Here is an 18,721-nt window from a genome sequence, read left to right as displayed (position 1 = left end):
CATCTTTCCTTTAAATTAAAAACTCAATCTATAAAATTTTCATTTTAATTTTTCTTATCGTTTATTACTTCCAAATTTATAAATTAATTTTAATAAACTTCTTCAAGAAGTTCTTTAATTTCTGCATAACTAAATTTTCTAGGATTGTATTCCGTACACATATCATTTTCAATATCGTTTATAATTTTATCAATTTGTTTGAAATATTCATCTTTTGGTATTCCTAAATCTCTCAATCTTTTTGGAATTCCCATTTTTGCGTTTCTCATTTCAATCCCTTTTATTAAGATTTCTACTCCTTCTTGTTCAGTTTTTGGTATAAAATCTAATGCTCTAGCTATTTCACAGTATGCTTTTCTCGCAGCAGGATTTTTAGCATTAAACGCTATAATTTTTGGCATTAAAACTGCATTTAATCTTCCGTGAGGTTTGTGGAATAACGCTCCAACTGAATGTGCCACACTGTGATTAATTCCTAATGATGAAGTGCTAAAAGCTACTCCAGCCATACAAGACGCTATTTGCATATTTGTTCGTTCTTTTTCTAATGATGGATTTTCATAATTTTTCACTAAATCAGAAAATACCGTTCTTATTGCTCCAATCGCCAATGTTCTTGAAAACAAATTTGGATTAGCTGAAACATATGCTTCAATTGCATGAGTTAAAACATCCATTCCTGTATCTCCAATAACTGCTGGTGGCAATGTTTCTGTGAACACTGGATTCAAAATCGCTATATCTGGCAACATTTCCACATCACTCAAAGGTATTTTTTTATTACCTGATGTAACTACTGAATAAGTTGTTACTTCTGATCCTGTTCCGCTCGTAGTTGGTACTGCAATAAAAGTTAACTTTTCAGTTTCATTCATTGCTCTTTTAATTTTTTTCACAAAATAAAGTATTCCTTTACAAGCATCAATTGGAGAACCTCCTCCCAAAGCTATTACACAATCTGGATCAAAAGAAACAAAATCCAACATTCCTTTTATTATTTCTTCATCTTTCGGATCTGGATTTACATCCGAATAAACTTCAATTTCAACATTTCTTTCCTTCAAAATATCTGTAATATTATTGATAACTCCTAATTTTACCATTGTCTTATCAGTTACGATAAAAACTTTTTTCATTTCTAAAGTTTTCAATATATCCAAGGAGTCTGATCCGTAATATATTTTTGGTTTTATATGAAATAAACTCATCTAAACACCACTCCTCTTTTTTATTCCCATTTTTTGGTTCTTAAAATTATTTAATACTCTCTTTAACTTTTTTAAGTATTACTTTTACTCTTTCTACATCCGTGATATTAAATTTTTTCAAAAGAATTTCGATAATTTTTTTCTCTAATTCTTCACTACTTTTTATCTCGTTTCTGTTTCCCTCACAATCATTTTTTTTGCAAGTTCCTTCATTTTTGTTTTCATGAGCAACACAACATTTTTCTTTTTCGTAAATTGTTTCTAAATTTGCTGCTCTAATCTTATCTTTTGCACCTGGAGTAATAATCATATCACTTGTTACAATAAACTTACCGTCACACACATAGTCCAAGTAATTTTTTATTGTTATTAATTTTTTTTTCATTTTTTACTCCTCTTCTATTTTTTAATCAATCGACTTGTTACTTAAAAACTTTGATTTATCTAACTTTTATTTAGTTTCAAGCTCATCAATAATTCCAACAATTGTTGCATCTACTGGTGTTTCCGCATCAAATACCCTTCTTGCAGAACTGCCTGTAACGATAATCACTCTATCGCCAATCCCAGCTCCAATATAATCTGCCGCAACAATTGTTTTCTTTTCTCCCTCAATTGCCACTACCATAAGTTTTAGACCACTTAACTTTTCATCTTTTCTTGTCGCCCAAATATTATCAATAATTGTTCCTATTAGCATTTTCTCCCTCTTTCATTCTATTCGTACTCTAATTGTATATTATTTGATTTTATGTACTCATCTGCAAGTGATGTTATTTTACTACCTTTTTTCACAATAATTTTCTGATTTTCAGCCGATAACTTTTGTAATTTATCTTTTGTAATCACACCACTGATAGAAAATTCTTCTCGTTTTGTAAACATTTTTGAGATTTCCACTCTTTTAAGCACTTTCACTCCAAATTCCTTCAAATTCTGAAAATAACTATCATACACTTTTATCAAAGCTTCTGGCTTCTGATATCTCTTATACTCCAAGCCCTCTTCCACCAAAAATACTTCCTTCGAATTTAAAAGAAATTCTGTCACAATATTTTTTCTACCTTGCGATAAGTCCACCAATTCATCAATACTTAAATCAGATACGACTAATTTTTCTGAATCTGCCTTTTCTAAACTTTCAAAAAATGTTTTAAAATCAATGTTATCATTTATTTTCGCATAAGTTTTTAATTCATCCTTCAAAAGATTATCTTTTCCTAAAAAACTAACTTTTATCGGCTTTTCTTCTTGATTTTTTCTAGAGCTTATATCTATTCCTTTTCTTGAAAGTTCCTCCAACACCTTTTTTAAAATAATTTCGAGCATTTCTTCATTGAGCATACACATCACCGCCTACTCTTTGATAATAGTTCCTGTTACTCCAGAAACATACCCAGCCGCATTAGCTTCATCATAATCAATGTGCATAGCCAATCTAAAACTATCTTTAACTCTCACTAGCACATCATCAAAAATTACAGGTCTTTCACTGTTTATTTTCACTTTTACAATTTCTTTATCTTTTACATTAAGTCGTCTTGCATCTTCTGGTGTCATATGAATATGTCTTTTTGCAACGATAACTCCCTCATCTAACTGCAAATATTTATCTCCAACACCTATCAAAATTCCAGGAGTTCCCTTAATATCTCCACTTTCACGAATAACACCTTTCACTCCAATATCTCTACAATCCGTCAACGATAATTCCACTTGAGTAAAATATCTACAAGGACCTAAAATAACAACATTTGAAAACTCACCTCTAGGTCCTATCACTCTAACTCTCTCTTTAGCTGCATATTGATTCGGTTGAGACAAATCCTTCACTTTCGTCAATTCATACCCTTTTCCAAATAAGAACTCAAGATGTTTCTTGGACAAATGAACATGTCTTCCCGATGCCTCAACCATAAATGAATTATCTTTTTTTTCTGAAACAGATTGCTCGCTAGAATTTTCCATTATTTCTTTCAATTTTTCTCTAATAATTTTCTCTAATTCCGCTCTTTCCATATTTTGCTCCTGTTCCTATTTATAATCTCCATTGTTCGCCTTTAACATCATTAAATAGAAAATACTACTCAATCTATTCAAAGCCTTTAATATATCCAATCTTTCCGTTTTCCCTTCGTGATAAAAAGCATCCACAGCTGCAATTTCACATTCCCGAGACAACGCTCTCAAACAGTTTATATCAATAACCTTTTCGTCATATTCTACATTTATTTCAAACAAATGCCCTGTTTTATAATATTTATGCGTATTGTGAGTAATTTCCTTTAATGTGTCAATATCATATCCTAGAACATCTCTCTCTTTAAATTCTGAATCAACCATTTCACTAATAAATAAATCTCTTATAAATCTATATGCTTGTGCAAAATCGGCTTCCAACTTTTTATTTTTTTCATATTTTTTCCAAAATTTAATAGTTTCAGCCTGTAAAGTGTCAAATTTACCACGCAAAATTATTCTTTTATGATTTTTAACAACTAGATTATCGCCAAATATCTGAGTCATAAATTCAGGTTTTTTATCATAAATCGCACCTGTTACATAATCTCGATATTGTCTTTTCGGTTTTGCTTCTTCCATTGCTAATTTTTTATCATCTTTTTTCTGAATTTCCAATTTTTCTTCTTTTTCTTCTTTTTTCTCTCTATTTCGATCATAAGAAATTCTTTTTTTATTTAAAAATTCTCTTGCTGACGGTGTGAGAATATCTTTTTCTTCAATAACCAATTGGTCTAAAACGCCATCCTTTTCAAGTTTTCTTAACTTTTCTTCAGTTATTACTGGCATATTTATCACACCCTATCTATTTTTGATAGATTTTATCTAACACTTGTTTTATAATATCTTCAATTTCCTTTGCATTTGTTACATCTACATCATTACTTCCCAAATTTGTCGCTTCTTTTACAGCATTCCCCACAACATCTGACAATTCACTTACACACGGCTTCTTAACTAAATCTTCCAATTCTTTTTGTCCATATGCAACTGTTCTAATATTTATTAAATTTTTTGGTCCAATGTTATCAGAAGTTGAACTTCCTCCAACTGTTCCGCATCCTAATGTTAATGCTGGCAATAAGTTAGTTGTAGCTCCTACTCCACCTAATGTCGCTGGTGTATTTACCAACAATCTTGAAACTGGTTTTTTCAAGGCAAATTCCCTAATTACATTAACATTATTTGAGTGCATAGACATTGTATGTCCAATTCCTTCATTTTTCAATATTTCAATACATCTTTCACAAGCTTTTTCCCAATTTTCTTCGCAGTAGAATCCTAATACTGGACACAATTTTTCTCTCGAATATGGATTAAAATGTGACACTTCTGTTTCTTCTGAAACCAAAATTTTTGTATTTGTTGGAACTGTTATTCCAGCCATTGAAGCTATGTAAAGTGCTGTTCTTCCAACAATTTTTGGATTCATTGTATTGTTAGCTCTCATCAAGATTGCTCCAACTTTATCTCTTTCTTCTCTATTCAAGAAATAAGCTCCTTGTGCCTTCAATTCTTCAACAACTTTATCTTTTACTTCTCTTTCCACAACGATTGATTGTTCAGAAGCACAAATTACTCCGTTATCAAAAGTTTTACTTTGAACTATTCTTTTTACTGCTTTTTTGATGTCAGCTGTTTTTTCAATAAATGCAGGTCCATTTCCTGGTCCAACTCCAATTGCTGGTGTTCCAGAACTGTATGCCGCTCTAACCATTGCTTCTCCACCTGTTGCTAAAATCAATGATGTTAATTTATGTTTCATCAATTCATTTGTAGCTTGTAATGTAGGTGTTTTAATAACTCCTATCAATCCTTTTGGTGCACCTTTTCTTTCAGCCGCTTCAATCAAATATTCAACTGTTTTAATAATACTGTTTTTCGCATTTGGGTGAGGACTTACTACAACCCCGTTTCCTGCTTTCAATGAAATCAATACTTTATAAATCGCAGTTGAAGTTGGATTTGTAGAAGGTATCAAAGCCGCAATAACTCCCATTGGAACTCCAATTTCAATTATTCCTTCATCTTTGTATTCATTTAAAATTCCAACTGTTTTTTCATTTTTGAAAGATTCGTAAACATCTATTGCCGCTAATTTATTTTTAATTACTTTGTCTTCCCAATTTCCAAATCCTGTTTCTTCGCAAGCCATTTTTGCCAATTCTGTAACATGTTTTCTTGCTTCTTCACTTACTTCTTTTACTATTTCATCAACTTGTTCTTGAGAAAATCCAGCATATATTTCTTGAGCTTGACTTGCTGCTACTAGCAAATCTCTCGCTTCTTGTATCGATTGTAAATCTTTATCCATTTTTCATTTCCTCTCTAAAACAATTTAAATTCATTCCTACCGTTAATTTATTTTGTTAATTTTTAATTTTTTCTATCTAACTTTTATTCAGCTGTTGGAACTTTTGGTAAAATTCCTTCGATTTCATCATGTGGTCTTGGAATTACATGTACAGAAATTAATTCTCCTACTCTTTCTGCTGCTGCTGCTCCTGCATCTGTTGCTGATTTAACTGCACCAACGTCTCCTCTAACCATTACAGTTACTAATCCTCCACCAATGTGTTCTTTTCCAACTAAAGTTACATTTGCTGCTTTTACCATTGCGTCTGCTGCTTCAATCGCTCCTACTAATCCTTTAGTTTCTATCATTCCTAATGCATTTAAAGTTGCCATAATCCTTACCTCCGTAATTTTTCCTTATAAATTTAACTATAATGTTCTATTAATACATTTATCAATTTTTTCTTTGTCATTCCCTTAATTTGAGAAGGACTATAATCTAATTTTAGTTTTTCTACTTTTTCTTTAAGTTCAGATACTTTCATTTTCTGGTATTTTTTTTTTAAATCTTCTATTTTATTTTTAGAATCCAAATTTTTTTCGTCATGTTCTGAATATTCGATTTTCTCAACTTTATTTTCACTCAAAAGTTTTTGGTCAACATTTTCAATTAACTTTTGTTCTGTTTCACTTTCTTCTATTAATTTAGATTCTTCTTGTATTTCCTCTGTATTTGAGTTTTCTTCAGTATTCTCAATTTCTAAATTTTTTTCAAAATCATCATTTGAATTTAAATCTTTTTCAACATTTTCAATTTCTGAAATTTCTTCCAATTCATTTTTTAAAATTGAATTATCTTCAACATTTTCTTCATTTAAATTTTCTTCAGTTTTTTCTTCTACTTCTGATTTTTCCTCAATTTCAGATGGATTTTTATCCTTTGGGTTATTTCCTTTTGGAGATTCGATATTTACAAGAATTTTTTTCGTTTCATTGTCAACTCTCGCTATTACATTACTCGTTAGGAACGCTCCCATTCTTTTTGCTACTTCAACTCCAGCATCTACTGCGGCAATTACAGCTGCTACATCTCCTGAAAATTCGATTGTAACTATTCCACCTTTTACAAAATAACGATTTTTCAATGTTACATTTGCTGCTTTTAAACCTTCATCAGCTGCTGTTATAGCTGCTACATAACCGTATGTTTCTATATAACCATATGAGTCCATTTTTTCTTATCACCTTCTCACTCGAGTAAAATCATAACTAATTTCTTAAAAATCTAGAGCTTTTTCAAAATCTTTTTATCAATTTGATTTCAAATATTCTGCAAGTTCATCCACTCCTGTGTTGTCATATGAACTTACTACAAATATTTTTGTTGCTCCTGCTTGCTCTAACATTCTTTTTGTTCTCTCGACATCTCCACTAAGATCTACTTTTGTGACTATTCCGATAACTGGCTTATTAAATGCTGAAGAGAAACCTGGTGGAAATTGATTTCTCTCATCATCATTTGCTTGAACCATTCCAATAACATCACAATCATACGAACTCACAATTAAAGCACTGTATCGATTTCTATTTTCCAAATATTCTCCTGGTGTATCAAAAGCGTTGTTTTCATAAGTTATTGTTTGTGTTTTTCTGTATTCCAGCTTTAATCCATTCATTCTTTGAAGCAAAGTCGTTTTTCCACAACCTGATCTTCCAACTAACAGTATTTTCTTCATTTTAAGACCTCGTTATTTCTGTTACACTAAATCTCAAAACATTTTTGAAATAGTCCACAATATCACTTATTGCTGCTTCAACGCTTGATACATCGCCATTTAAAATTACAGAACCACTAAATCTATCAACAAATCCTATTTCAATCGCTGCACTTTTAGTAGCTAAATCACCTGCAATTATAGCTGCTTCTCCAGGAGTTATTGTCAATATCCCAATAGCGTCCACTTTTTCATTCGTAAGACCTACTTTTCTTGCCAATTCATCTTGTGGATTTGCAATTACATGAGCTAGCGTCACTTGTCGTCCAGGAACATACTCTTGTATCATCCTTTGTTTTGCTTCTTCCATATTAACAAATCCCTTTTCTTAAATTTTTTATTCAGCTGTTGGAACTTTTGGTAAAATTCCTTCGATTTCATCATGTGGTCTTGGAATTACGTGTACAGAAATTAATTCTCCTACTCTTTCTGCTGCTGCTGCTCCTGCATCTGTTGCTGATTTTACAGCTCCAACGTCTCCTCTAACCATTACAGTTACTAATCCTCCACCAATGTGTTCTTTTCCAACTAAAGTTACATTTGCTGCTTTTACCATCGCATCTGCTGCTTCAATCGCTCCTACTAATCCTCTAGTTTCAATCATTCCTAACGCATTTAAAGTTGCCATAGTCTTTTCCTCCTAAAATTTATTTTATTTATATTTTTAAATTTAAAAAACCTATTTATATAATACAACTGTTACAATTTCATAGATTATAATAAATCTCTCTACTTTTTTTGTTATGATTATATTTTTGTCACAGTTATATTTTACCTCGATATTTAATTATATCAAGTGCTTAATTAAAAAAAATATTTATTAATTTGTTTTTTTTACACCATTTTAACTAATGTTTTTAACTTCTACAATTCTACAACGAATTTTTATTCCCCTAAATTTTTTTGTTAACAAATTTTCATAACAAAAGTTCTTATCTTATCGAAAAACTTCCACTCAAAACACATCTTCTACGTCTTGCAAAATCCTTCGCACTCACAATTCCTTCTCCTGTTCTTCCAGCAATCGTAAATCCAACGTATCCTTCTCCTTCAAATCCTAATCCAACATATGACGGAGCGTTTTTCACAAAAATCGTCGTTTTTATTTTTTTGGCTGCTTCACTTAATCTTGAAACATTTTGAGAATGGATAATCGCTGTATTATTTCGCTTTCCTTCCACTTGAATCGCATTTTTTAACGCTGTATCAAAATCCTTTTGGCGCACAACAGGAACTACTGGCATCAACAATTCCTCCTGCACAAACGGATGCAAAATATCAGTTTCCACAATTATCAATTTTGGATTTCCCTCAAATTGTATTCCCGCATTTTTCAAAATCACAGCTGGACTTTTTCCAACATAATTCTCATTTGGCTTTCCATCCTTCAAAATACAGTTTTGCAATTTTTCAATGTCACTAGTATTCTCAATCTGAATTGCGCCTTCCTTTTGCATACAAAATGTCAAATAATCAGTCACGTCATCAATCACTAACACCGATTTTTCTGACACGCATAACAAATTGTTATCAAATGAAGCTCCACTAACAATATCCTTTGCTGCTTTTACAATATTCGCTGATTCATCAACTATAACTGGCGGATTACCAGCTCCTGCTCCAACGACCTTTTTCCCACTTCTCAAAGCCTTATTTACAATCTCTGTTCCACCTGTCACAACCAACAAATCCACATCTACATGGTTAAACAACTCTTCAACATCATTTTTTTCAGAAGCCTTCGAAATTGTCACCAAATTTTTAGGATAATCCTTCAAATTCTCAATAATCTCATTAATCACTCGTACCAAGTATTTTGACACTTTCAAAGCATTCGGATGTGGCGAAAAAACAATCGAATTTCCAGCAGCCAAAGCACTGATCGTATTATTTATTATAGTTTCAGTCGGATTCGTAACTGGAGTAACACTTCCAACCACTCCAAATGCTGACAATTCAATGAGTGTCAATCCATTATCACCAGTAAAAGCCTGTGTCGACAAATCTTCAACCCCTGGAGTTTTCTCAATCGCCAACAAATTTGTTTTAATTTTATCCTTCACTTTCCCCATTCCAGTCTCATTAACCGTCATTTCCGAAATCTCTTCCACAAAATTTGTCAACTCTCTTCTCAAATGATTAATCAATTTTTCTCTTTGATTCAAACTATATTTTTCATAATGTTTTTGAGCACTTGAAGCCTTTTCGATAGCAATTTCCATATTACTGCAAACTCCTAATCCTAATCCTTCTGTTTTGGCTGTTTTTTGTTCTGTTTCTAATTTTTCTAAAACCTTTTTTACTATATTTTCAATATTTTTTCTATCCATAACCAAACCTTTCTTCATTTTGAGATTCCATTTTCCAATCTCAAACTCGGCTTGTGCTTCAAAATTTTCTTTTTAAAATTTCTAATGCCGTTTTTTATTGTATTATCTATAGTTTTACCGTTAAGAGTAATTTTTTAGTAACAACTAAGTCCTTCAACGATACTCTCTACGGTCTTTCTTGCTATTTCATCGTCGTCTACCGAACTCCCTCCACTAACTCCCAACGCTCCTATTAATCTACCTTCATACACTATTGGATAACCTCCACCAAAAGTGACAAGTTTTTCTTTAAAAATCCTATCCAATCCTGGAAATTCAACTAAATCTACTTTAGAGGTCGGACTATTTAAAAGTAATGCCGTGTATGCCTTTTTCATTGAAACATCTATACTTGCAATAATCGCTCCATCCGTTCTCTTAAAAAGTACTAAATTTCCACCTTTATCGACAACCGATACGCTTAAATTCAACGATTTTTCTTTTGCATACTTTAATGCTTCTTTCACAAATTTTTCTGCTAATTCAAGATTCACATCTTCATAATTCTTTTTACTAGCTATTTTTTCTTCATTTTCTATATATTTTTTTAATTCTTTTTTGATTAAGTCATATATTTTTTCTTTTTCAAAGTTATCCATTTTTCATTCCTCTTTAATTACTATACTTACAATGAATTAAGTAATGTTCTCTTTAGGGGAATTCCCTTCACAATTCTAGCGATATTACTACCGTAAACTCTCAATTCTTCTTTCTCCGTATCTTCAACATTATTTATAACAAACAATGGTTCCTCTACCTTCAATCTTGAAAAATGAAAAATTGCTTTACTCTCACAAATAGCAATTCCTATGGACAATTTAGATTTGGTAGCTTCCTCATAGGCCTTTTCCACAACATTTTTTTCATCTAAATCATACACAGTTTCCAGCACATACGGTATTTGCTCCTCTTCAATCCCATATGATATTTCTTTCGCTATCCCTATATTTTTTTGCACCGTTACTATTTTTATATTTGGAAATTCTCTAGCCAATTTAATCACCACTATTTCTCACTAAATCGAGAACCAATCCAGTAGCCACAGCATTTCTAGGCCCTTCCGTGCTTCTAATATTTCCTCTTCCAGCGACAATTGAATATTGTGACAATTTATCTGTAACAAATTCTGGCACTTCGAAATCTAAAGCGGATCCTCCAACCAAAATCACAAACTGAATATCTCGAATATTCCCTGTCAAACTCACTGAATTTAATGCTCTAATTGTATTTTCCACAAAAATTCTTTTTTTTGCACTTCTTCTGGTTGCTCTGATTTTTTCCAAAGATTTCTCAATTGGAATAGCGTACATTCCTTCTGGCTTCAAGACAATAACCCTCGAAAAAATCTCAGGTGGTAACGGTTCTTCAAAAAATTGAACAGTCCCGTCTTCATGCCGTATATGAAACAGACTTTCCACTTTCGCCAATGGATATTTTTTTATTTCCTCTGCCAAACTCGTGTCCTCAAGTCCCAATTCTTCATTTATCAACATCGTAACCATATTTCCAGCTCCAGCCAAATGCACTGAACGAATATTTCCACTTTTATCCATAATCGAAGCATCTGTAGACCCTGCTCCCATATCTACAATCGCTAAAGGAAGCGTAGTCCCTGGTGTTGTCAATGACCCTAGAATCGCCATATCAGCCTCAACTCCACCAATCTCAACTTTTATCCCCAATTCTCGTTCCAATTCCTCAGCAATAATTGTCATCTGCAATCTATCCGACTTAACCATCGATGCAATTCCAACTGCATTTTCCATCGAAAACTCATTCGCCAAGCCACCTTTCACTTTCACTGGACTAAAAGTATCAACCGCCAACAAATCTTGAATACAAATATCTGAAATTTTCTTTTTCGTAAGATTTGCCATTGTTTGTCGAACCTTTTCAAGCATTCCACCTACATTTGTTCCAGCTTCACCTCTAATATCCTCAATCTTCTTAATTTTAGAAATTGTCTGCATAATTTTCTCAGCACCATCTTCAATATTCACAAAAATTTCTTTTCCATCTCCGTTAATAATTATTTTTCCAGCTGGAATCGTTCTTTCCTTCACATCTCCTTCTGGCGTCTTAATTACTACTGCTGATCGATTTCCCATTAAAGCTCGTGAAATTGGAACTACCTTTTTTGTTTCCTCAGGCGTTAGATTAAATATACTCGCAATTCCATAAGGATTCGATAATTCCTCGATAACCTTCCCTTGCTCAGCGACTTCCACGCCACATTCCACACCCAAAGGAATTTTTTCAATCATTTCAACTTCATCAATTATTGGAATCCTAAAATTCAATCGATTTTGCACCAAAACTGCATCATCCTTCTGTAAAATTGCACCTTTTATCTTAACACCTTTTCTATTTGCCTCATTAAACGTATTTGCAACATCTTCAAAATCATATTCCTTTGAAACAATAACAATTACATCCCCGTTATCCTCAAAATTTGGACTTAAAATATCCTTAAAATCCACAGTTTTTCCAGAACACAATCCAATTCCACTCGGCGTTTTTGGATTATGTCCAATCATTGTAGACTCAGTTATTATTGTTTCTGTTATTGTTTCCATTGCTACATCGCCAATTACAGGTGCCGCCTCATTTATCCTAATTAAATCAATATCTTTTGCTGTTAAATTTGCCTTTTTCAACAATTGATTGATAACACCGTGTATACCGTATTTATTTTGCGAAGTCCCTTTTATTCCAGTTGTACTCACAATGGCACTCGCTAAAAATATTACTTTTTCATCATCACCTATACTAGCCAATGCCCCTTCTGTTGTTGAATTCCCAATATCTATTCCTACAACATATCTCATAACTGCTCCTCTTATTAATAAATACTAATCTACTCTCAATTTCTTTCTCTTTTCATAAACTTCAGCTGCCTCTCGAATAAAAGCCGCATTTACTTTTGCATCATATTTACTCTCAATTTCACTAGCGATATCCAACAATTCAGATTTTGTTGATCTAAACGGTCTCAATGCATCATATATTTCCAAAATTCTCGCATCTGGTATTTTTGTTAATTCTGCTGCTCTTCTAAAATTTCTTGCCAAAGTTGGTCTTCCCGCTGATTCAGCCACCTGTGCCTGCAATTCTAGAACTTCTGGAGTTATCTTCACATCATCTATCGTAATTGTTCCATCCATAACACTTTCAAGTGTAATGTCGTCCAAAGTCTTATTAGTCGGCGTTCTCAACAAATCTTTCCTATTTTTACCCAAGGGATATTGAGAAGCATCCACTTTTGTCCCATTTTTAGAAGATTTCTTTTGATTTTCTATACTTTCCAATACTTCTTTAACTAATTGTTCTAATGTTTGTTGGTTCATAATTCTGACCTCCATCTAATATTTCGCTTCTAATTCTCGTGGTTTTGCCTGATGAATTACATGCTCTGTTTCTTTTATATGCAAAATTGCTGCCAACGCCTGAAATCTCGGTCTTACCATTTGATCATTTTTCACTGGAACCGGATTAGGTACTTCACCTTTCGCATATTTTGCTGCATTCTTACCAATCGCTCTATAAGTTTCCAAATCAAGCAACGGACATTGAGGAAACAATTCCAAATTACTCAAAGGCGGTAAATCAGCCTGATGAATAACGGTTGTCCCTTTCGATTGAATCCCAATTCCAATTTTTGAACCACTTAATTTAGCCGCATCATTCGCCAAAATCGAAACATCTGATGTTCTCAAAATCCGAACAAATCTAGCTTTTAAGCCTTCTTCTTCAATTCCTGCCACCAATTCCCTAATAATCTTGTAATGTGGCACTTTCGTTATCGATTCCTTTTGATAAATCCCAAAAGCTGGTGCAACTCCGATTACAACTTCATCTGAAGATGATCCTTTTTTCGCTTCACCAATATCTGTCAAAACCAATCGATTCAATTCTGCTTCGTGAACTGCTGGATCTTCCACATTTTTACTTTCTATCTTACATTCTTTCGAAGAACATTTTCCATTCTTCTTATCTTCTATTTCCTGTAACACCTTATTTATCAATACTTTCAATTCTTGATCACTAATGTTCATGGTCTTACCCTCCTAAACCAATAAATTATATTTTACTTGGATCTATAGCCGCTGGAATTTTTTTAATTTCATCCCATCTTTCATCGCTCATTTGATATCCTGTTCCTGGTCCTGCATAGTCATTTACATCGTTTACCGCACTAATTACATTGAAATCCTTATCAACTACTGCCGAAGTATGCAAATAATCCCCAGCTACCCTTTGTTTCAACATATTCAATATCTTTTGTGCTTCTTCTTTGTAACCTGATCTGTAAAGTGCCTTAACTACATCAATACCTGTAATTCCACGTTTCATCATATCTTCAGCACCCTTCAAATCTTCAACTACATTTCTCGGTGGCATATCTTTACTTCCATTAGCATAAGTCGCTGCAGTAACTTCTTCATCAGTAATTTCAGGCAATCCTAATTCTTTAAATACCGCTTGCAAAACCCTAGCCGCTTTATTTCTAGCCGCCACAACATTTTCTTCTAAAACAGGTCTCAATCCCGCGTCAATCTTCAAATCTCTTTGAATTACATTCCAGTCATCAAAATCTTCCGCATCCCAGTTTGATCCAGCAAACATATTATCGTAGTTTGGAGTTGCACTGTATCCTGAGCAGATAAAATCAGTTCCTGGTGCCATTTGCATCAACGATCTAACTGATCTTCTCAAATCTGAATGAGTGAAAGTTTGGTCATTACTAGAAGCACATTCCAAATCTAACATTGCTGCCAATAGGTTTTCTGCTAAAACGGCTCTAATTCCACCTGGTACAGCTGACGGAATACCAATACAACTTACTGAACCATTTTGTATTCCTTGAACTCCAGCTCCCTTCGTAATATACAAACATCTAGCTTCCAAATACAACATTGATTTACCTTCAGCATAACCCATTTGCACTTCTGAACCAGTTCCTGATGTAAAACGCATTTTTAAACCTCTCGACGCATATGCTGATGCTAAAAATCCTTTTGACCAAGGCGTGTCATCTCCATCAGTAAATACATCTTCTGTCCCATACACCGAAATTGTTTCTGCATAACAAGTCAATCCTCTCATTCCCAACGCCAATTCAGTCGCTTCTTCCAACGAACATTGAGTCAAAACTCCACCACGACCAACTTGCGAACCAATTAACAAACTCAACGCATTAAATGGTGCATATCTTGCAATTCCTACCGTAGTTTCTTGTTCAGGAAATCCTCTCAATGCTGCTTCTGCTCCATCTGCTGCAATTTGTGCTGGATTATCCTTTATATTAGTAACGTGACATTGATTCATCGGTGTCTTTCTAGCACGCATTTTTTGCATCGCCATCATCATCTCAACGACATTCATATACCCCAAAACTTGAACCGCTTTTGCAGGCGTCATAGCAGTCGTCAATTGAACCAATTCCTTTCTTGAAACATTAGGATCACAAAGCATGTTTGCTATTTTCTTAGAATCCATCGCCATTACTTCTTTCGTCTTTTCAATGTTAATACCATAATTCGCTATAAAAGTATCAATCGAATCGAATTCCTCTCTCTTTTTACCATCTAACTCAACAATTTTCCCACCTTCAATTTTTATACTTGGTTTCGGGTCTTGCGAACTGTTCATCGCAATAAATCCTACTTCTTCCCACTCTAATACAAATCCATCTTTATTTATCGGTCTATTTCTCAAAGCCTCAAATCTTTTTGATTTCATACAATTTCCTCCTACGCATATTTAAGGGCTTCCAAAATCACCAATTTTTTTACTTTTTTGCCCTTAAATTCTCATTTCATCACAAAATATATGGTTTCGTAGTACTTTCTGGTCTATCTCCCATCGCTGCCAAAAGTTCAATTCCAACTTCTCTAGCCGAAATAATCGCTTGTTTAACAGCTCCTGAATCTCCACTTATTCCCAAAATTACTTCATTACTGTAACTTGTTCCGTGACCAGGTGAAGAATACGCTCTCACTTCAACGGCGGCGGCTTTCACTGCTGTATCTGCTAAAATTACACCAATTGCTGCTGGACTGGCTACTGTTATCCCAAAAGCCTTACCTTTTTCTGCTCCCAATCCTTTAACCAAAGCCTGACTAGCTCTAGCCGAATATTGAAATTCCAAATGTCCCGCATCATTTCCATAAACATCACCAAATGTTCTTTCCAAATCAGCTAAACAAATTTCCACAGCTTTTCTCACATCAGACACATCATCAGCACCAAAAATTATTAACGAACCATGTCCTCCTCCACCTTTAGTGTCTCTCGGTAGTTCAATTGATAAAATCTCTGAATTAGTCGATTTCACAGCCTCATCTGCCGCAAAAATATGTGGTCCAGCTCCTGTTCTAGCACCAACAATCCCAATCGAATTGTATCTAGTACCAATATTCATTTTCTCTTTCAATTGCGAATCAATATTGGCAATAACTAACCCAATTGTATCCCCTAATCTGTTAGTTCCTACAAACTCCGTTACCATTACAATCATCTCCTCATCCAATGATTTCAACTAATTTAATCTAAAAACTATCTACCTAAACCCAAGATTTGCTCAATTTCATTAGCCGATTTTAAATGAGTTCAAGTACAAAATAAAAAAAGACACTTAAAAAAAATAACATTTATACAATTTGTATAACCTGTTTTCTATCTTTAAGCCTCTTTGCTCGCCTTTATTCTTTTGAAATTTTTTAAATTAAATATGCTTACCCCATTGTAAATATATCTATAGTTTCTATATAAATATTACCTCGATTTTTTGATTTGTCAAGTTTTTGAAATCGAATAAAATTCAGTAAATTTATAAATAGTGTAAAAAACTTTTATCCAAAATAAAAAACTATCCCCAAATTTTTGAGATAGTTTCAACTTTTTTATTTTAATATTCTTACAAACTCTCTACTGGTACTTTAAACACTAACTTTCTCACTTTCCCAGTCTCTTCCCTTTTCAATCCTGATTTATGAACATCTTCTGGAAAAAGAATTAACACGTCTCCACTTTTCATTACCACATTAAACATCATTTCTCCAGAATGAATTATCAAATCTTTATCCTCATCAATTTTATCTACTTTCATATTATGAATATTGTTAACTGCAATTCCCTCTCCACCAGACAAAGTAATTTGAACATCCACATTTTTCAAATGCGTCTCAGAAATATTTCCTTCTCCATCTCCAGTTTCATATGAAAGAATATTCATTTTTATTCCACTCCCAATATCATAACTCCCACATTCATCAGTCAATAATTTCTCAAAATTCTCTTTCGTATAATTTATACATTTCTGCAAATTTTCTGGTAAAATTTTATTTTGTAAATCATCCTTCAAATTCGTAAATATCATTATTTTCATCTCCTATATTCTTCAATTTATGTTTTGAAAACTAACACAACTTTGATTATAAGTATAACTCATTTTTCCCATTTTTCAAAGAATATATTTTTAATTTTTTCAAAGTATTTTAAAATTTAAAAAAAATGTGATATACTATAGTATAAGATATAATAAGTACGAAAAAAACAAAAAAATAGGGAGGAATTCTTATGAAGAAAAAATTATATTGTTCAACAAAAGATAAAAAGATTTTAGGAGTTTGTGGGGGAATAGCAGAATATTTTGATATGGATCCTACTATAGTTAGAATTATTGCAGCTGCTGCTATTATCCTATTTGCTGGACTTCCAGGATTAATCATATATTTTGTTTTAGGTTTCATTATCCCAAAAGATACTGAAAAACCTTATGATGATTCTTTAAAAAAAAACAATGACAGCAATGATTACGATAATATAAAAGAAGTTGAAAAAATCGACAGAGAATAAAAAAAGAGCCAAAATGAACTGAACTTTCAAATTTTTAAAGTCAATTCAAATTGGCTTTTATTTTTTATATTTCCACTTTTACAAAACTTTCCTCGCTCCTATCCATTTCAAGAAATTTCTTCCATCCCTTTAAAACTTTCTCAAATTCCTTAAATCTACAAGACCATTTTGGATATTCCTCACATTCTCCAAAAATCGTATGCGCCATTTCCACTCTTGAAAGCGTAATTTCATACTGAAATGCCTGTCCATCCCACTCTAATTTTTTTCGCTTCCCATCCTTCAATTCCTTCAAATTTTCCAAAAAATCCTCAATTAATTCATAATACTGAAAATCTTCCATTATCCCAGTAATCAAATATTTTGTATAACCTTGTTTTTTCACTGTTTCTTCTTCTGATTCATCAGAACTTTTCCCATCTTCTGAAAATAAAATCTCTGGATATTCTATCAATCCAAAATCCTCGTCGTTATAGTAACCAAATTTTATAATCATTATCTATCACCTTCAAATACTGGATAAGCCGTAATTCTAGGCGATTTATATCCACGAATCAAAACTCCACTTTTACTAATTCCTTGCCACATATTCGAATCTCTTCCTTTTAGATCTTTTCTGTTTTCCCAAGCAGAATTTATCTCATCAATAACTCTCGCTTCATCCCAATCTTCTGGAAACATCGTATTTATGCCACCATTACTAGTTTTTGCTTGCCAATTTCCATCTGGAGTTTTCACTTCAATACTCGCTTTATAGACACCACTTTTTGAAGGTTTTCCATATTTTTTCACAATTCTCACATCGCCTTTTAGTAACGTATGCCCTCCAGTCACTTTCCCAGACTTATAATTTATATCTCCACCTAACACATGGTCATAATCAATATTATACTTCCTATCGCCTGTCGTTCCTTGATTTTTCTTGGACTTATCAAATTTATCTTGTGAATTTTTAGCTTTCTTTGATGTTTTTCCATCTTCATCTTTCGAATTTTGAGCCTCTTCCAAAGCTTTCTCTTTCTCAACTTTTTTACTGCTAGTCCCACTTGCCGCCGCAATCAATTCATTTTTCACAGCACCTTTATCCGTGTAAAATTTAGCCGCAAACAAGACAATAATTATAGCTAACATCATTTTTAAAACTTTTGATACATTCATATTTCTCATTTTCTTTTTTCCAATCATTTTAATTTTT

At 32.9% G+C, this 18,721-nt stretch carries 24 protein-coding genes; 1 reads left to right on the top strand and 23 read right to left on the bottom strand.

The window, feature by feature from the left end; all coding sequences use genetic code 11:
- Positions 1-89: 89 nt before the first annotated feature.
- The 21 genes from J4863_RS00775 to J4863_RS00675 form a co-directional block, all read right to left on the bottom strand.
- Positions 90-1,208, bottom strand: a complete 1,119-nt coding sequence (locus J4863_RS00775) for a 1-propanol dehydrogenase PduQ (protein ID WP_211618552.1) — start codon at positions 1,206-1,208, stop codon at positions 90-92.
- 46 nt (positions 1,209-1,254) lie between these two features.
- On the bottom strand, positions 1,255-1,593 hold the full coding sequence (locus J4863_RS00770) for a hypothetical protein (RefSeq protein WP_211618551.1): 339 nt from the start codon (positions 1,591-1,593) through the stop codon (positions 1,255-1,257).
- Positions 1,594-1,659: 66 nt separating this feature from the next.
- Positions 1,660-1,908, bottom strand: a complete 249-nt coding sequence (locus J4863_RS00765) for a EutN/CcmL family microcompartment protein (RefSeq protein ID WP_211618550.1) — start codon at positions 1,906-1,908, stop codon at positions 1,660-1,662.
- A gap of 17 nt (positions 1,909-1,925) precedes the next feature.
- Complete coding sequence (locus tag J4863_RS00760; protein ID WP_211618549.1) at positions 1,926-2,552, bottom strand: ethanolamine utilization protein; 627 nt, start codon at positions 2,550-2,552, stop codon at positions 1,926-1,928.
- Positions 2,553-2,564: 12 nt separating this feature from the next.
- Entirely contained in the window at positions 2,565-3,227 is a 663-nt protein-coding gene (gene eutD / locus J4863_RS00755) for an ethanolamine utilization phosphate acetyltransferase EutD (protein WP_211618548.1), read from the bottom strand.
- Between the two features lie 15 nt (positions 3,228-3,242).
- Positions 3,243-4,016, bottom strand: a complete 774-nt coding sequence (locus J4863_RS00750; protein WP_211618547.1) for a cobalamin adenosyltransferase — start codon at positions 4,014-4,016, stop codon at positions 3,243-3,245.
- Positions 4,017-4,032: 16 nt separating this feature from the next.
- Positions 4,033-5,541, bottom strand: a complete 1,509-nt coding sequence (locus tag J4863_RS00745; RefSeq protein WP_211618546.1) for an acetaldehyde dehydrogenase (acetylating) — start codon at positions 5,539-5,541, stop codon at positions 4,033-4,035.
- A gap of 83 nt (positions 5,542-5,624) precedes the next feature.
- Positions 5,625-5,915 (bottom strand): ethanolamine utilization microcompartment protein EutM, encoded by a 291-nt coding sequence (gene eutM, locus J4863_RS00740; RefSeq protein WP_211618545.1) that lies wholly within the window; start codon positions 5,913-5,915, stop codon positions 5,625-5,627.
- 32 nt (positions 5,916-5,947) lie between these two features.
- Positions 5,948-6,754 (bottom strand): BMC domain-containing protein, encoded by an 807-nt coding sequence (locus J4863_RS00735; RefSeq protein ID WP_211618544.1) that lies wholly within the window; start codon positions 6,752-6,754, stop codon positions 5,948-5,950.
- A 78-nt stretch (positions 6,755-6,832) separates the two neighbouring features.
- Positions 6,833-7,258, bottom strand: a complete 426-nt coding sequence (locus tag J4863_RS00730; RefSeq protein ID WP_211618543.1) for a EutP/PduV family microcompartment system protein — start codon at positions 7,256-7,258, stop codon at positions 6,833-6,835.
- Between the two features lies 1 nt (position 7,259).
- Positions 7,260-7,607, bottom strand: coding sequence for an ethanolamine utilization microcompartment protein EutS (gene eutS, locus J4863_RS00725; RefSeq protein WP_211618542.1), 348 nt, complete (start codon positions 7,605-7,607; stop codon positions 7,260-7,262).
- 27 nt (positions 7,608-7,634) lie between these two features.
- Positions 7,635-7,925 carry an ethanolamine utilization microcompartment protein EutM gene (eutM, locus tag J4863_RS00720; RefSeq protein ID WP_211618541.1) on the bottom strand — a complete coding sequence of 97 codons (291 nt, stop codon included), beginning with the start codon at positions 7,923-7,925 and terminating at the stop codon, positions 7,635-7,637.
- A 304-nt stretch (positions 7,926-8,229) separates the two neighbouring features.
- Positions 8,230-9,645 carry an aldehyde dehydrogenase family protein gene (locus J4863_RS00715; protein ID WP_211618540.1) on the bottom strand — a complete coding sequence of 472 codons (1,416 nt, stop codon included), beginning with the start codon at positions 9,643-9,645 and terminating at the stop codon, positions 8,230-8,232.
- A 116-nt stretch (positions 9,646-9,761) separates the two neighbouring features.
- Positions 9,762-10,265 (bottom strand): heme-binding protein, encoded by a 504-nt coding sequence (locus J4863_RS00710; protein ID WP_211618539.1) that lies wholly within the window; start codon positions 10,263-10,265, stop codon positions 9,762-9,764.
- Positions 10,266-10,291: 26 nt separating this feature from the next.
- Positions 10,292-10,660, bottom strand: coding sequence for a glycerol dehydratase reactivase beta/small subunit family protein (locus tag J4863_RS00705; protein WP_211618538.1), 369 nt, complete (start codon positions 10,658-10,660; stop codon positions 10,292-10,294).
- 1 nt (position 10,661) lies between these two features.
- A complete protein-coding gene (locus J4863_RS00700) occupies positions 10,662-12,494 on the bottom strand; it encodes a diol dehydratase reactivase subunit alpha (protein ID WP_211618537.1) in 1,833 nt (610 codons plus the stop codon).
- A 24-nt stretch (positions 12,495-12,518) separates the two neighbouring features.
- Positions 12,519-13,013, bottom strand: a complete 495-nt coding sequence (locus tag J4863_RS00695) for a diol dehydratase small subunit (protein WP_211618536.1) — start codon at positions 13,011-13,013, stop codon at positions 12,519-12,521.
- A gap of 15 nt (positions 13,014-13,028) precedes the next feature.
- Entirely contained in the window at positions 13,029-13,721 is a 693-nt protein-coding gene (locus J4863_RS00690) for a propanediol/glycerol family dehydratase medium subunit (protein ID WP_211618535.1), read from the bottom strand.
- Positions 13,722-13,746: 25 nt separating this feature from the next.
- Complete coding sequence (locus J4863_RS00685; protein ID WP_211618534.1) at positions 13,747-15,408, bottom strand: propanediol/glycerol family dehydratase large subunit; 1,662 nt, start codon at positions 15,406-15,408, stop codon at positions 13,747-13,749.
- A gap of 79 nt (positions 15,409-15,487) precedes the next feature.
- Positions 15,488-16,177, bottom strand: coding sequence for a propanediol utilization microcompartment protein PduB (pduB, locus tag J4863_RS00680; RefSeq protein ID WP_305798607.1), 690 nt, complete (start codon positions 16,175-16,177; stop codon positions 15,488-15,490).
- Positions 16,178-16,585: 408 nt separating this feature from the next.
- Complete coding sequence (locus J4863_RS00675; protein WP_211618532.1) at positions 16,586-17,047, bottom strand: YhcH/YjgK/YiaL family protein; 462 nt, start codon at positions 17,045-17,047, stop codon at positions 16,586-16,588.
- Positions 17,048-17,247: 200 nt separating this feature from the next.
- Between J4863_RS00675 and J4863_RS00670 the strand changes: the two genes are divergently transcribed.
- Positions 17,248-17,526: a PspC domain-containing protein gene (locus tag J4863_RS00670; RefSeq protein WP_211618531.1), complete on the top strand. Its 279-nt coding sequence runs from the start codon at positions 17,248-17,250 to the stop codon at positions 17,524-17,526.
- Positions 17,527-17,590: 64 nt separating this feature from the next.
- Here J4863_RS00670 and J4863_RS00665 read toward each other — a convergent pair whose 3' ends face one another.
- Positions 17,591-18,022: a hypothetical protein gene (locus J4863_RS00665; protein ID WP_211618530.1), complete on the bottom strand. Its 432-nt coding sequence runs from the start codon at positions 18,020-18,022 to the stop codon at positions 17,591-17,593.
- Positions 18,022-18,693, bottom strand: coding sequence for an EndoU domain-containing protein (locus tag J4863_RS00660; RefSeq protein WP_249111533.1), 672 nt, complete (start codon positions 18,691-18,693; stop codon positions 18,022-18,024). Before J4863_RS00660 ends, J4863_RS00665 begins: the two co-directional genes overlap by 1 nt.
- Positions 18,694-18,721: the final 28 nt, after the last annotated feature.

The organism is Leptotrichia sp. oral taxon 221, from assembly GCF_018128245.1.
Classification (GTDB): domain Bacteria; phylum Fusobacteriota; class Fusobacteriia; order Fusobacteriales; family Leptotrichiaceae; genus JABCPH02.
The sequence above is the reverse complement of the archived record's forward strand: the minus strand, read 5'-3'. Positions and strand labels throughout refer to the sequence as shown.

Coding starts and splice junctions, on each gene's coding strand:
- J4863_RS00775 (WP_211618552.1), bottom strand. CDS start 1,208: ATGAGTTTATTTCATATAAAACCAAAAATATATTACGGATCAGACTCC.
- J4863_RS00770 (WP_211618551.1), bottom strand. CDS start 1,593: ATGAAAAAAAAATTAATAACAATAAAAAATTACTTGGACTATGTGTGT.
- J4863_RS00765 (WP_211618550.1), bottom strand. CDS start 1,908: ATGCTAATAGGAACAATTATTGATAATATTTGGGCGACAAGAAAAGAT.
- J4863_RS00760 (WP_211618549.1), bottom strand. CDS start 2,552: ATGCTCAATGAAGAAATGCTCGAAATTATTTTAAAAAAGGTGTTGGAG.
- eutD (WP_211618548.1), bottom strand. CDS start 3,227: ATGGAAAGAGCGGAATTAGAGAAAATTATTAGAGAAAAATTGAAAGAA.
- J4863_RS00750 (WP_211618547.1), bottom strand. CDS start 4,016: ATGCCAGTAATAACTGAAGAAAAGTTAAGAAAACTTGAAAAGGATGGC.
- J4863_RS00745 (WP_211618546.1), bottom strand. CDS start 5,541: ATGGATAAAGATTTACAATCGATACAAGAAGCGAGAGATTTGCTAGTA.
- eutM (WP_211618545.1), bottom strand. CDS start 5,915: ATGGCAACTTTAAATGCATTAGGAATGATAGAAACTAAAGGATTAGTA.
- J4863_RS00735 (WP_211618544.1), bottom strand. CDS start 6,754: ATGGACTCATATGGTTATATAGAAACATACGGTTATGTAGCAGCTATA.
- J4863_RS00730 (WP_211618543.1), bottom strand. CDS start 7,258: ATGAAGAAAATACTGTTAGTTGGAAGATCAGGTTGTGGAAAAACGACT.
- eutS (WP_211618542.1), bottom strand. CDS start 7,607: ATGGAAGAAGCAAAACAAAGGATGATACAAGAGTATGTTCCTGGACGA.
- eutM (WP_211618541.1), bottom strand. CDS start 7,925: ATGGCAACTTTAAATGCGTTAGGAATGATTGAAACTAGAGGATTAGTA.
- J4863_RS00715 (WP_211618540.1), bottom strand. CDS start 9,645: ATGAAGAAAGGTTTGGTTATGGATAGAAAAAATATTGAAAATATAGTA.
- J4863_RS00710 (WP_211618539.1), bottom strand. CDS start 10,265: ATGGATAACTTTGAAAAAGAAAAAATATATGACTTAATCAAAAAAGAA.
- J4863_RS00700 (WP_211618537.1), bottom strand. CDS start 12,494: ATGAGATATGTTGTAGGAATAGATATTGGGAATTCAACAACAGAAGGG.
- J4863_RS00695 (WP_211618536.1), bottom strand. CDS start 13,013: ATGAACCAACAAACATTAGAACAATTAGTTAAAGAAGTATTGGAAAGT.
- J4863_RS00690 (WP_211618535.1), bottom strand. CDS start 13,721: ATGAACATTAGTGATCAAGAATTGAAAGTATTGATAAATAAGGTGTTA.
- J4863_RS00685 (WP_211618534.1), bottom strand. CDS start 15,408: ATGAAATCAAAAAGATTTGAGGCTTTGAGAAATAGACCGATAAATAAA.
- pduB (WP_305798607.1), bottom strand. CDS start 16,177: ATGGTAACGGAGTTTGTAGGAACTAACAGATTAGGGGATACAATTGGG.
- J4863_RS00675 (WP_211618532.1), bottom strand. CDS start 17,047: ATGATATTTACGAATTTGAAGGATGATTTACAAAATAAAATTTTACCA.
- J4863_RS00670 (WP_211618531.1), top strand. CDS start 17,248: ATGAAGAAAAAATTATATTGTTCAACAAAAGATAAAAAGATTTTAGGA.
- J4863_RS00665 (WP_211618530.1), bottom strand. CDS start 18,022: ATGATTATAAAATTTGGTTACTATAACGACGAGGATTTTGGATTGATA.
- J4863_RS00660 (WP_249111533.1), bottom strand. CDS start 18,693: ATGAGAAATATGAATGTATCAAAAGTTTTAAAAATGATGTTAGCTATA.